At 73.2% G+C, this 12419-nt stretch carries 9 protein-coding genes, 3 tRNA genes and 1 pseudogene; 9 read left to right on the forward strand and 4 right to left on the reverse strand.

Annotation, left to right across the window (positions count from 1 at the left end; all coding sequences use genetic code 11):
• The 3 genes and pseudogenes from L1885_RS14155 to L1885_RS14165 form a co-directional block, all read left to right on the forward strand.
• Positions 1–1082: pseudogene (locus tag L1885_RS14155) on the forward strand (hypothetical protein); the annotation flags it as partial.
• An 800-nt stretch (positions 1083–1882) separates the two neighbouring features.
• Complete coding sequence (locus tag L1885_RS14160) at positions 1883–3340, forward strand: N,N-dimethylformamidase beta subunit family domain-containing protein (RefSeq protein ID WP_235797450.1); 1458 nt, start codon at positions 1883–1885, stop codon at positions 3338–3340.
• 451 nt (positions 3341–3791) lie between these two features.
• On the forward strand, positions 3792–4691 hold the full coding sequence (locus tag L1885_RS14165; RefSeq protein ID WP_235797451.1) for a phosphoribosylaminoimidazolesuccinocarboxamide synthase: 900 nt from the start codon (positions 3792–3794) through the stop codon (positions 4689–4691).
• 165 nt (positions 4692–4856) lie between these two features.
• On the opposite strand, the gene L1885_RS14170 is transcribed toward L1885_RS14165, so the two are convergent.
• The 4 genes from L1885_RS14170 to L1885_RS14185 form a co-directional block, all read right to left on the reverse strand.
• Positions 4857–4929, reverse strand: a tRNA-Gly gene (locus tag L1885_RS14170).
• 376 nt (positions 4930–5305) lie between these two features.
• Positions 5306–5378, reverse strand: a tRNA-Gly gene (locus L1885_RS14175).
• 67 nt (positions 5379–5445) lie between these two features.
• Positions 5446–5517, reverse strand: a tRNA-Gly gene (locus L1885_RS14180).
• A gap of 130 nt (positions 5518–5647) precedes the next feature.
• Complete coding sequence (locus tag L1885_RS14185; RefSeq protein ID WP_235797452.1) at positions 5648–5983, reverse strand: histone-like nucleoid-structuring protein Lsr2; 336 nt, start codon at positions 5981–5983, stop codon at positions 5648–5650.
• A gap of 590 nt (positions 5984–6573) precedes the next feature.
• Here L1885_RS14185 and purS point away from each other — a divergent pair.
• The 6 genes from purS to L1885_RS14215 all read left to right on the forward strand — a co-directional run bounded on the left by purS (position 6574) and on the right by L1885_RS14215 (position 12246).
• Positions 6574–6846 carry a phosphoribosylformylglycinamidine synthase subunit PurS gene (gene purS / locus L1885_RS14190; RefSeq protein ID WP_235797453.1) on the forward strand — a complete coding sequence of 91 codons (273 nt, stop codon included), beginning with the start codon at positions 6574–6576 and terminating at the stop codon, positions 6844–6846.
• Positions 6843–7526 (forward strand): phosphoribosylformylglycinamidine synthase subunit PurQ, encoded by a 684-nt coding sequence (gene purQ / locus L1885_RS14195; RefSeq protein WP_235797454.1) that lies wholly within the window; start codon positions 6843–6845, stop codon positions 7524–7526. Before purS ends, purQ begins: the two co-directional genes overlap by 4 nt.
• On the forward strand, positions 7523–9772 hold the full coding sequence (gene purL, locus L1885_RS14200; protein WP_235797455.1) for a phosphoribosylformylglycinamidine synthase subunit PurL: 2250 nt from the start codon (positions 7523–7525) through the stop codon (positions 9770–9772). The genes purQ and purL overlap by 4 nt, the downstream gene beginning before the upstream one ends.
• Positions 9773–10009: 237 nt before the next feature.
• Positions 10010–10213 (forward strand): DUF4177 domain-containing protein, encoded by a 204-nt coding sequence (locus tag L1885_RS14205; RefSeq protein WP_235797456.1) that lies wholly within the window; start codon positions 10010–10012, stop codon positions 10211–10213.
• Between the two features lie 240 nt (positions 10214–10453).
• On the forward strand, positions 10454–11245 hold the full coding sequence (locus tag L1885_RS14210; RefSeq protein ID WP_235797457.1) for a maleylpyruvate isomerase family mycothiol-dependent enzyme: 792 nt from the start codon (positions 10454–10456) through the stop codon (positions 11243–11245).
• A 149-nt stretch (positions 11246–11394) separates the two neighbouring features.
• Positions 11395–12246 (forward strand): META domain-containing protein, encoded by an 852-nt coding sequence (locus L1885_RS14215; RefSeq protein WP_235797458.1) that lies wholly within the window; start codon positions 11395–11397, stop codon positions 12244–12246.
• The last annotated feature ends 173 nt before the right edge of the window (positions 12247–12419 follow it).

The following is a 12419-nucleotide window of genomic DNA, read 5'->3' on the forward strand; positions in this document are numbered from 1 at the left end:
CCGGCCGCGTGGGCGGCCAGCACGCGGGCGGCTCGCCGCGCGACGCCCGGGCGAGGGGGACGGGCGGCACGGTGCCCGCGGACCCCGGCGCCCTGCTGGGCGACCCCGCCGACGACTCCCTGCCCGTCGTGCCCCGGGGACTTGAGGAGATCGAGGCGGCCGCGGCGGAGGCAGCCGACGGGCTGAGCGAGAGCCGGGACCAGGGAGACGGCGGAGGCCGGGGGGACGACCACGCCGGGGGCCGCCAGCAGGACCGGGACCACGGAGACGACCGGGACCGGCACGAGGACCAGCACCAGCGGGGCACGGATTTCGCGGACGGGATCGTGCCGGGCGACGGCGGTGGCACGTCGCCGGTCCCCGGCGGGCACGACGGACCGGAGTCGCAGGCTCAGGCGGGCCCGGACGGAGCGGAGTCGCAGGCTCAGGTGGGCCCGGACGGAGCGGAGTCGCAGGCTCAGGCGGGCCCGGACGGAGCGGAGTGGCCGGAGGGCCTCTCGGAGCCCACCGGAGGGGAGAGGGCGGCCGGGCCGGAGGGGGCGGACTCAAAGGCTCTGCCAGAGGGGCCGGAGAGTGCGGAGGGGGCGGGACCATCGACCGCGGGCGGTCGCGGCCTTGACCTGAGAGCGGTCGGCACCGCGGGCAACGGCCCTGTAGGGGCCGAAGATTACGCGAGGGGGCGGGCGGAGGGCGACACCGCGGCGGACGCCCTCGCGGCCTGCATCAGCGCGGAGATCGCCCGCGAGGCGGCGGTGTCGCACGCCGACGCGGCCGGGTCGGGCGGGCGTTCCGCTCGGGCCACGGACTCGCTGCCGCTCGTACCGCTCCAGCCGCCCCGTACGGGCCGGGACCTGCTGGCGGACCACGTCACCGCGATGGTCTGCTGCTCGGCCGTGGACACGGCCGGCGCGAACCCGGGGCTCGACTGGCTCGACGGCCCCACCCTTCTCGTACGCGGCGAACGTCACACGGACCTCACCGGTCCCGTGCACAGCCTGGTCGAGGACGGCGATCCCGGCCCGCTCCGCTCGTGGCTCGCCTCCCTGGGCGTGAGGCCGGAGAAGCCGGTCCGCCTCGTCTGAAGTCCGGTCGGTCACCGGGGCGTCCGCATGCCCCCCCGCAGTGCGGGCGCGGTCACCCGGCGAGTCCGCCCCGGCGTGGCCGTCCCGTATCGGCCGGATCCCCGTATCGGCCGGTTTCCCGTACCGGCCCGACCCCCGCATCGTCCGGCTCCCTTAACGCCCAGTTCCCGTACCGCCCAGTTCCCGTACCGCCCAGTTCCCGTACCGCCCAGTTCCCGTGCCGCCCGGCGCCCGAACTGGGCGGCTCCCGAACCGCCCGGCGCCCGAACCGCACGGCTCCCGAATCGGACGGCTCCGACCCTCTCCGCTCGTTCCCACACCGCGCCCGCCGGCCCGTCGGCCTCACCGACCCCTTGCCCCTGACCCCTTGCCCCTGACCCCTTGCCCCTGACCCCTTGCCCCCGTCCGATTGCCCCGCCCGACCCGTCGCCCCCGTCGCCCCCTCCCCGGCCCGCGCCCTTGCCCCAGCCCCTCGCGCCCCGCCGGCCGCCGGCGCGCCGGGGTGAACGCGGCGCGGCACGGTGACGTCCGGGGGAGACGCGCGACGGCCCGTGTGCCTCGTTCGCGCCTGAACTGCCCTCCCAGCAACACCAATCGCCCCAGTACCTACCAAACCCCCCACTCTCCTCCGTAATTGGCGCGTCCGCTCGCGTCAATTAGCGACGATCGGTGACGGGCCGCATGCGTTATGTGATGTGCTGGGGGTCGGCGCTGACAGCCGGCGCCCGACAGGTCGTGCCACCGACGTGCTCGCGGTCCCCAGCGCCGCGCGCAAAGGGGGCACGAAGAAGGAGCGCACGATGGGGGCGGACCACATCCGGCGGTGGGAGTCGGGCGCGCTCGCACACGCGGTCACCGACCCCTTCGGCCAGGGGCCGCTGCCCTGGCTCCGCGGCAGTGAGAACTACTTCGACGACACGGGTCACGTCGTCCCCTGGTACGCCGACCCCGACCTCGGGCGAGCCCGCGGCGGCCCCCGGACGGCGGACGACGTGCGCCGCCAGATCAAGGGCTTCGTGTCCGGCGGCGCGGTCGCGCCGGGTGAGGCGCTGGACTTCCACGTGACGGTGGACCCACCGCAGGAGTTCTCGGTCGACGTCTACCGGATCGGCCACTACAACGGCGAGGGCGCCCGGAAGATCATTACGAGCCCGAGGCTGTCGGGCATCGTCCAGCCCCCGCCGCTCACCGCCGACCGCACGGTCTCCTGCCACCACTGGTGGCTGTCGTGGCGGCTGCAGGTGCCCTCGTACTGGTCGGCGGGCGCCTATGTGGCTGTGCTGACCACCGCGGACGGCCACCGGTCGCACGTGCCCTTCACCGTCCGGGACGACCACCCCGCCGATCTGCTCCTCCTCCTGCCCGACCTGACCTGGCAGGCGTACAACCTCTATCCGGAGGACGGCCGGACGGGCGCGAGCCTCTACCACGCGTGGGACGAGCAGGGCCGGCTGCTGGGGGAGCAGGACGCCGCCGTGACGGTCTCCTTCGACCGCCCGTACGCGGGCGCCGGGCTGCCGCTGCACGTCGGCCACGCGTACGACTTCATCCGCTGGGCCGAGCGGTACGGCTACGACCTCGCCTACGCGGACACGCGGGACCTGCACGCGGGCCGCGTCGACCCGTCGCGCTACCGGGGCCTGGTCTTCCCCGGGCACGACGAGTACTGGTCCGTCCCGATGCGCCGCACCGTGGAGCGGGCCCGGGACATCGGCACTTCGCTCGTCTTCCTCTCCGCCAACACGATGTACTGGCAGGTGGAGTTGGGCCCGTCCGCCTCGGGGGTGCCGGACAGGCTGCTGACCTGCCGCAAGCGGCGCAACCCGGGGAAGCCGTCGCTGTGGCGGGAGGTGGACGTGCCGGAGCAGCAGATCATCGGCATCCAGTACGCGGGCCGGGTGCCGGAGCCCCATCCGCTCGTCGTCAGGAACGTGGACCACTGGTTGTGGGAGGCGTCCGGCGCCGTCGAGGGCGACCGGATCGAGGGGCTCGTCGCGGGCGAGGCCGACCGGTACTTTCCCAGAGCACCGCTGCCCGACCACGAGGACCGCATCCTGCTCGCCCACTCCGCGTACCGCGACAGCGAGCGGGCGCCGCGGCACCAGGAGACGTCGCTCTACCGGGCGCCGTCAGGCGCGCTGGTCTTCGCGTCCGGCACGTTCGCGTGGTCGCCGGCGCTGGACCGGCCTGGCCATGTCGACTCGCGCATCCAGCGGGCGACGGCCAATCTGCTCGACCGCATCTGCAAGCGCGACTGACCGACCGACAAGCGCGGCGACTGACCGACCGACAAGCGCGGCGACTGACCGGCCGACAAGCGCGACTGACCGGCCGACCCGGGCCGCATCCCCGTCCCCGCCCGCTTCCCCGTCCCCACCCCCAATCCCCCTCCCCGTCCTCTCTCCCATCCCTGTCTGCTTTCCCGACCAACCCCGCCTCGGCCCGCCTTCCCAGGTCGTCCCAGGCCGTCCCAGGCCGTCCCAGGCCGCCCCCGGGCCTCCGTGTCCTCCGGCGTCCTCACCCTGGGGACCGCCGAGCTGCGCGAGTGCGGGAGAATCGGGGGAGTGATCGCACCGATCACCGGGGATCCGGGTGAGCGCCGGGCGCGCGGCCGAGTGGACGGGGCTCCCTCGGCCCGGACCGCAACGGCGCGGGCGGGACTCCGACACCGGGACCCGACCAGGGGATCACAGAGAAGGGCGGACGGACATGGCCGGATTCGTGGAGAAACCCGAACCCGTCGAGGTTCCGGGTCTGCGGCACCTGCACACGGGCAAGGTCCGCGACCTCTACCGCAACGAGGCCGGCGACCTCGTCATGGTCGCGACGGACCGCATCTCCGTCTACGACTGGGTGCTGCCCACGCGGATCCCGGACAAGGGCAGGATCCTCACGCAGATGTCGCTGTGGTGGTTCGACCGCCTCACCGACATCGTGCCGAACCACGTGATCTCCACCGACGTCCCCGAGGGCGCCCCCGGGGACTGGGAGGGACGCACGCTCGTCTGCACGCAGCTGGAGATGGTTCCGGTGGAGTGCGTCGCGCGCGGGTTCCTGACGGGTTCGGGACTCGCCGAGTACCGCGAGACCCGCACGGTCTGCGGTCTGGCGCTGCCCGAGGGCCTCGTGGACGGCTCCGAACTGCCGGCCCCGATCTTCACCCCGGCCACCAAGGCCGACGTCGGCGACCACGACGAGAACGTGTCGTACGAGGAGGTCGCGCGCCAGGTCGGCGCCGAGACGGCCGCGCAACTGCGCCGTACGACGCTCGACATCTACGCGCGCGCCCGCGACGTGGCCCGGGACCGGGGCATCATCCTCGCCGACACCAAGTTCGAGTTCGGCTTCGACGGCGACCGCCTGGTGCTGGCCGACGAGGTGCTCACCTCGGACTCGTCTCGCTACTGGCCGGCCGAGGAGTGGGAGCCGGGCCACGCGCAGCCCTCGTACGACAAGCAGTACGTCCGTGACTGGCTGACGTCGGACTCCACGGGGTGGGACCGCAACGGCGAGCAGCCGCCGCCGGAGCTGCCGGAGGAGGTCGTCGAGGCGACCCGGGCCAAGTACCTGGAGGCGTACGAGCGGCTCACCGGCACCAGCTGGAACTGAGGAGCCCGAAGGCGGCCGGGTGCCACGACGTCCCGCGCCCACGCCGGTGGGCGCCCGGCCCCACGCCGGCGCCGGGTGCCCCACGCCGGTGGGCGCCGGCGGCTCCAACGCCCGTACCGGCCCATGAAGAAGGCCCCTTCCCGATCGGGAGGGGGCCTTCTGACGAGCGGACGACGAGGTTCGAACTCGCGACCTCAACCTTGGCAAGGTTGCGCTCTACCAGCTGAGCTACGTCCGCAGGCGCCTGGGCGCGCACCCCACTATACCCAACCTCGTTCGCGTCCGGGCCCGGCCGCCTCCCGGCCGCATCCCGGCCTGGCCGCCGCCCGCCGTCGCCCGGGCTCCGCGCCCCGACCCCCGGCGGGAGCCCTCGGTCTCCGCGCCTCGCCGCGACGGCCCCCGGCCCGCCCGCCGCGCGGTGCTCGACTCGGCGTCGGGGGACCCGCCGCGCCCGGGGGGTTCGCCGACGGTCCGGCGTGACGGTCATCACAGCGGCACCTGTGCCGGTCACCAGAGATGCACCTGCACCGGACCGAGCCTCCACCCGCCAGGCGCACCCGCGCAGCGCACACGACAAAGGCCCCGGTCGATTCGACCGGGGCCTTTGATCATTGAGCGGACGACGAGATTCGAACTCGCGACCCTCACCTTGGCAAGGTGATGCTCTACCAACTGAGCCACGTCCGCACACATCGAACTTCCGATGTGCTCATCACTCTACCTGATCCACCGGAGTGGTCGGAGAGCGATGCGGAGCGGGTGACAGGAATTGCACACTGCGCCTCCCCCTTGGAAAGGGGGCGTTCTACTACTGAACTACACCCGCACGCTTCGTGAGGTTCTTGCCTTTCGGCCTTGCCCCTCGGCGTGTTCCAGACTCTAGCCGATCACCCGGGGTGGATGGCAAATCGAGGGCGCCCAGGGCCCGGACGGGGCGCCCGGGCCGGCCGCGGGGCTCAACTGGCCTCGCGGAACGCCTCGTAGACGCGCTTGGGGATGCGGCCCCTGGCGGGCACGTCCATCTTGTGCGACTGGGCCCAGGCGCGGACCGCCGCCGGATCCGGATCGAGGGACGTGTGCTGGTACGAACCGCGCGCCTTGCCGCGCTTGGAGGCATTTGTCTGCTTGCGGCCGGCGGCCAGGTACGGCGCCAGGGCCTTGCGCAGTTTCTTCGCATTGGCGGGATTCAGGTCGATCTCGTACGACTTGCCGTCAAGACCGAACGCGACCGTTTCCGCCGCTTCTCCGCCATCGATGTCGTCGGAGAGAGTGACCACTACGCGCTGCGCCACGGACATCGGTCCTTTCCTGCGGCACCGCGGCGCCCCGGCCCGCGTGCGTGCCGGGCTGACGTGCGGCGATACCGGTCTTCCGGCTGTTCTCGGACAATGTTGTTTTTTGCTGTATTCCTTTGTACAGCTAAAGGGGCGGCATTGTGAAGCCCGGGCAATTGTCTCAGCGTGTCCCGCCGTGAAGGGTGAATGGCGGTCATGGTTTTTCCGGGCGCCCGTTACGGGGTTTCCCGGTCGGGCCGCTCCGCGCTTCGCCTGCCATATCCGCAAGGGAACTTCGACCCGCTCCGCGTGCCGTCCGCCGCCCGCCCCGGGGGCGGTCGGCGCCCTGCGCTCCGGGGCGTCGGTGCCGTGGTCCGCGGGGGTCCTGCGCCGCGTTCCGCGGGGATCCGCGCCCCGGTCGCCGGATGATCTGTGACCTGCGTTATCTACCCGCGTAGATTCTCGGTGCGGGTACGCTGAAGGGGCTCGGGGGGTCGAGGGGGATTCCCTGGAGATTCCCTGTCGGGGGAGACGCCCCGGGGAGTCCGGGGCCTCCCCCCGAAGAACACACAGCGAACACAGCCCGCACCACACCACCGGGAGTGCCAGTGGCACGCGTCGTAGTCGACGTCATGCTCAAGCCGGAGATCCTCGACCCGCAGGGACAGGCCGTACAGCGCGCGCTGCCCCGGCTGGGATTCGAGGGCATCGCCGACGTCCGCCAGGGAAAGCGTTTCGAGCTGGAGGTGGAGGGGCCGGTGGACGAAGCCGCCCTCGCCCGAATCCACGAGCTGGCCGAAACGTTCCTCGCCAACACCGTGATCGAGGACTTCGCCGTGAAGGTCGAGGAGTCCGCTCAGGTCGCGGAGCCGGCGAAGTGACCGCCCGCATCGGAGTCGTCACCTTCCCGGGGACGCTCGACGACCGCGACGCGCTGCGTGCCGCGCGCATCGCGGGTGCCGAGCCCGTCTCCCTGTGGCACCGCGACAAGGACCTCAAGCAGGTCGACGCGGTCGTGCTCGCCGGCGGCTTCAGCTACGGCGACTACCTGCGCGCCGGCGCCATCGCCCGCTTCTCGCCGGTGATGGGGCAGATCATCGAGCAGGCCCGCGAGGGCATGCCGGTGCTCGGCATCTGCAACGGCTTCCAGATCCTCACCGAGACGCATCTGCTGCCCGGCGCGATGCTGCGCAACAACCACCTCCACTTCGTGTGCAAGGACCAGAAGCTGCGCGTGGAGAACGCGGAGACGGCCTGGACCCGCGACTACACGGCCGGCCAGGAGATCAGCGTCCCGCTGAAGAACATCGACGGCCGCTACGTCGCCGACGAGCACGCGCTCGACGAGCTGGAGGCGGAGGGCCGCGTCGCCTTCCGCTACGCGGACGGCAACCCCAACGGCTCCCTGCGCGACATCGCGGGCATCACCAACGCCGCGGGCAACGTCGTGGGCCTCATGCCGCACCCCGAGCACGCCGTCGAGCCGCTGGTCGGCACGGGCGGCACCGACGGCCTGGGATTCTTCACCTCGATCCTCAAGAAGCTGGTAACCGCCTCATGAGCCTCGACACAGTCGACAACGCGAGCAGGACGCCCGACGTCGATCAGCCCTGGAAGGAACTCGGCCTCAAGGAGGACGAGTACGCCCGCGTGCGGGAGATCCTCGGCCGCCGCCCGACCGGCGCCGAGCTCGCCATGTACTCGGTCATGTGGTCCGAGCACTGCTCGTACAAGAGCAGCAAGGTGCACCTGCGGCAGTTCGGCGACAAGGTGCCCGCGAACGACGCGATGCTGGTCGGCATCGGCGAGAACGCGGGCGTCGTCGACGTCGGCGAGGGCTACGCGGTCACCTTCAAGGTCGAGTCGCACAACCACCCGTCGTACGTCGAGCCCTACCAGGGCGCGGCCACGGGTGTCGGCGGCATCGTCCGCGACATCATCGCCATGGGCGCCCGCCCGGTCGCCGTCGTCGACCCGCTGCGCATGGGCGCGGCCGACCACCCCGACACGAAGCGCGTGCTGCCCGGGGTCGTCGCGGGCATCGGCGGCTACGGCAACAGCCTCGGCCTGCCGAACATCGGCGGCGAGCTCGTCTTCGACGCCTGCTACCAGGGCAACCCCCTCGTCAACGCCGGCGCGATCGGCGTGATGCGGCACGAGGACATCCACCTGGCGAAGGCGTCCGGCGCCGGCAACAAGATCGTGCTGTACGGGGCCCGCACGGGCGGCGACGGCATCGGCGGCGCGTCCATCCTGGCCTCCGAGACGTTCGACGCGACGAAGCCGTCGAAGCGCCCCGCGGTCCAGGTCGGCGACCCGTTCCAGGAGAAGCTGCTCATCGAGTGCACCCTGGAGGCGTTCGCCGAGAAGCTGGTCGTCGGCATCCAGGACCTCGGCGCGGCCGGCCTGTCCTGCGCGACGAGCGAGCTTGCGTCGAACGGCTCCGGCGGCATGCGCGTCGAGCTCGATGACGTCCCGCTGCGCGACTCCACGCTCTCGCCCGAGGAGATCCTCATGAGCGAGTCGCAGGAGCGCATGTGCGCGGTCGTCGAGGAGGCCAAGGTCGAGCGCTTCCTCGCGATCTGCGAGAAGTGGGACGTCATCGCCACGGTCGTCGGCGAGGTCACCGACGGCGACCGGCTGGAGATCTTCTGGCACGGCGAGAAGATCGTCGACGTCGACCCGCGCACGGTCGCCCACGAGGGCCCGGTCTACGAGCGCCCCTACGCGCGCCCCGAGTGGCAGGACGCGCTCCAGGCGGACGACGCGGGCAAGCTGCCGCGCCCGGCGGACGGCGCGGAGCTGCGCGCCCAGGTGCTCACGCTGGTCGGCTCGCCGAACCAGGCGTCGAAGGCGTGGGTCACGGACCAGTACGACCGGTTCGTGCAGGGCAACACCGTGCTCGCCCAGCCGGAGGACTCCGGCATGGTGCGGATCAACGAGGAGACCGGCCTCGGTGTCGCGCTGGCCAGCGACGGCAACGGCCGCTTCGCCAAGCTGGACCCGTACACCGGCGCGCAGCTCGCGCTGGCCGAGGCGTACCGCAACGTGGCCGCCTCGGGCGCCCGTCCGCTGGCGGTCTCGGACTGCCTCAACTTCGGTTCGCCTGAGGACCCCGCGGTGATGTGGCAGTTCGCGGAGGCCGTGCGCGGCATCGCCGACGGCTGCCTCCAGCTGGGCACGCCGGTGACCGGCGGCAACGTGTCGCTCTACAACCAGACGGGCGAGGCGGCGATCCACCCGACGCCGGTCGTGTCCGTACTGGGCGTGATCGACGACGTGGCGCGGCGCACGCCGATGGCGTTCGCGCAGGACGGCCAGCTGCTCTACCTGCTGGGCGACACCCGCGAGGAGTTCGGCGGCTCGGCCTGGTCGCAGGCCGTCCACGACCACCTCGGCGGGCTGCCGCCGGCCGTGGACCTGGACCGGGAGAAGCTGCTCGGCGAGATCCTCGTGTCGGCCTCCCGCGACGGGATGATCGACGCGGCGCACGACCTGAGCGACGGCGGCCTGATCCAGGCGGTCACCGAGTCGTGCCTGCGGGGCGGCAATGGCGCCCGGCTGGTCGTGCCGGACGGCCTGGACGCGTTCACGCTGCTGTTCAGCGAGTCCGCGGGGCGCGCGGTCGTCTCCGTGCCGCGCAGCGAGGAGCTGCGGTTCACCGACATGTGCGGCGCGCGCGGCCTGCCCGTGACGCGGATCGGCGTGGTCGACGGCGACGCCGTCGAGGTGCAGGGCGAGTTCACCGTCCCGCTGGACGAACTGCGCTCCGCGCACGAGGCGACCATCCCGGCGCTGCTGGCCTGACCGGCTGCCGGGCGAAGCGCTCCGGGGCGGCCCGGGCGGGGACGAACGTCTCCCGCCCGGGCCGCCCTTCGTGCTGCCGGACCGCTGGGCGCGGCGGCGGGGCGGGCCGCGTGCCGCCGTGCCGGTGCCCGCGCCCGCGTGCCGACTCCCGTGTCCCGGGGGCTCCTTCGGGCGTGATGGGATGGGCGCCGCACGCGTCCCGCCGTGCGGACAGGTCATGAGCGAGGGGAACGCCCCATGTTCGAGTACAAGGTCGTCACGTTCAGGGAGTCGCTGATCGGCGACGCCCTCGACAGCGACAAGCTGGAGAAGACGCTGAACAAGCACGCGGAGGAGGGCTGGGCGCTGAAGGCCATCACCGCGGCGGACGTGAAGGGGCGGATCGGTCCGGGCGCGGTCGAGGGACTCCTCCTGACGTTCGAGCGTCCCCGCGAGGCCTGACGGGCCCAGGCCGCCCCCGCGGCGGTGACGGCGCGGGGCGGCCGGCGCGAGCCGGACCCGCAGGCCCACCGCTCGCCCGCCCCGCGCCGGCGTCCCCGGAATCGCGGGCCGCCGAGCCCGCAGCCCCCGAGCCCGCCCGCGGGCGCCACGAACCAGCCCCGCGCGGGCGGTTCGCATCCCGGGCCCGCGGGCCGTACGAACCCGGGTGCGAGGATGCCGGGCTCGGCTACGCTCGGTGCCGTGCCGCCAGCCAAGAAGCGTCTTCGCAGCTATGACCACGAGCGGACGCGTGCCGCTCTCCTCGCCCAGTTCGAGCACGCGCGGGAGGCCGTACGGGCCCTCCCGCCGGACCGGTTCGCGCTGCCGACCGGCCTCGGCACCTGGACGGTCAGAGAACTCGCGGCCCATCTGACCATGGCCGTCGAGGCGGTGAACCGGGGCCTGGAGGCGCCGGTCCCGCAGGAGCCCGCGGTGCCGCTGCTGGACTGGCCGTTCTCCACGTCGTCCCGGGCGAGCACCATCGCCGACAACGTGGAGGCGCTCGCCGCGGCACGCGAGCCGGACGAGCTGTTCACGGTCGTCGGTGACCGCGCGGCGGAGCTGATCCCCCAGGCGCCGGGCGACCGCGTGATCGCGACGACCGCCGGGCCGATGGCGCTCACCGACTACCTGGTGACGCGCACGGTCGAACTCGTCGTCCACACCGACGACCTGAACCGCGCGGCCGGCCTGTCCGTGCCGTTCGACCCCCAGGCGCTCGCCACCGCGACCCGGCTGCTGGCCGACGCCCTGGCCGTGCGCGCTCCCGGCGCGTCGACGGAGGTGCGCATCCCGCCGTACGCGGTGGTCCAGTGCGTCGAGGGGCCCCGGCACACGCGCGGCACCCCGCCGAACGTGGTCGAGACCGAGCCGCTCGTGTGGCTGCGCCTCGCGACGGGCCGGTCGGCCTGGCACGAGGCGCTCGCCGAGGGGCAGGTCAGCGCCAGCGGCGAGCGGGCCGACCTCTCCGAGCTGCTTCCCCTGATGAGCTGACCGCCGGGCAGGTGACGGGCCGCCCCCCGGCCGGGAGCGGCCCGGACGCCGTGCCCTCGTGGGGCGCGGGAGACGCGGGGCGTGCGCACGCGGCGTGAGCACGCGGTCCGGTTGCGGAACCGGGTGCGCCGGTGGATCGTCCGAGACATATGCAGAAGCAGCAGATCGCCACAGCAGGGATCGCCGCACTGCTGGCCCTCACGGCCGCCTGCGGCGCACAGTCCCCGACGAGCCCGGGCCCGGCCGCGAGCAGCGGCGGCCCGGTCCGCACCGACCTGCCCCTGACCGGGGTGCGCTGGAAGGTCGACAGCCTGGCCGTGGCGGGGAGAGAACCGGCGGTCCCGGCCGCGGCGACGATGGAGATCTCGCCCGACGGCCGCATCACGCTGGGCACCGGCTGCAACGGCTACAGCGGCCGGGTCCGCGTGGCGGGTGACGAGATCACCGTCGTCGGCGGCCTGAACAGGACGTTCACCGGCTGCGCGATGTTCCTGGAGCAGTACGAGGAGGCCGTGGGCGACGCGTTCAAGGGCCCCCTCACCGCCGCGGTCAGCGGCAGCGCGGCCGACGACAGGAACCTGGTCCTGACCTCGCGGCGGCACCCGGGGACCCGCGTCACGCTGACCACCCGGCCGGCCGCGCCGCTCACCGGGACCCATTGGACGGTCGTGGCCCTCACCGGCCTCAAGTCCTCCACCGGCCTGCCGGAAAAGGCGGCCGGCAGGGCCCGCTTCGTCCTCGGCAAGGACGGCACGGTCAGCGGCAGCCTCGGATGCAACAGCTTCCACGGCTCGGCCCGGATCAGCGGCTCCACCGTGACGTTCGGCCGCATCGTCTCCACGCGCATGGCGTGCTCGCCCGAGGTGACCCGCGTCGAGCAGGGCATGCTCAAGGTGCTGCACGGCGAGGTCGGCGTGCAGGTCAGCCACCGGGCCCTGTTCCTGAAGGCCGAGAACGGCGACGGCCTGGCGGCCGAGACGGCGGACGGCGCCGGGAACTGACGGCCCGCCGGTCCCCGGGCACCGGCGCCCCGCCCGTGCCCGCCGACCGCCTCGGCGCGCCGGGACCGGAGAAGGTCACATATGAGGTGGGTCACCGTGCCGCGGCTCCGGCGCGTGTCCGCCCGGGGGAGCCCCGGGGCGGGGCGGGCCGCGGCCGCGGAGCCCGTACGCGG

The sequence above is a fragment of the Streptomyces fuscigenes genome, from assembly GCF_021556455.1.
Classification (GTDB): Bacteria; Actinomycetota; Actinomycetes; order Streptomycetales; family Streptomycetaceae; genus Streptomyces; species Streptomyces fuscigenes.

What these genes read in the sequence shown, in the direction of transcription:
- L1885_RS14215 (WP_235797458.1), top strand. Translation starts at nt 11,395, where the DNA reads ATGCAGAAGCAGCAGATCGCCACAGCAGGGATCGCCGCACTGCTGGCC.
- purL (WP_235797455.1), top strand. Translation starts at nt 7,523, where the DNA reads ATGAGCCTCGACACAGTCGACAACGCGAGCAGGACGCCCGACGTCGAT.
- L1885_RS14160 (WP_235797450.1), top strand. Translation starts at nt 1,883, where the DNA reads ATGGGGGCGGACCACATCCGGCGGTGGGAGTCGGGCGCGCTCGCACAC.
- L1885_RS14205 (WP_235797456.1), top strand. Translation starts at nt 10,010, where the DNA reads ATGTTCGAGTACAAGGTCGTCACGTTCAGGGAGTCGCTGATCGGCGAC.
- L1885_RS14165 (WP_235797451.1), top strand. Translation starts at nt 3,792, where the DNA reads ATGGCCGGATTCGTGGAGAAACCCGAACCCGTCGAGGTTCCGGGTCTG.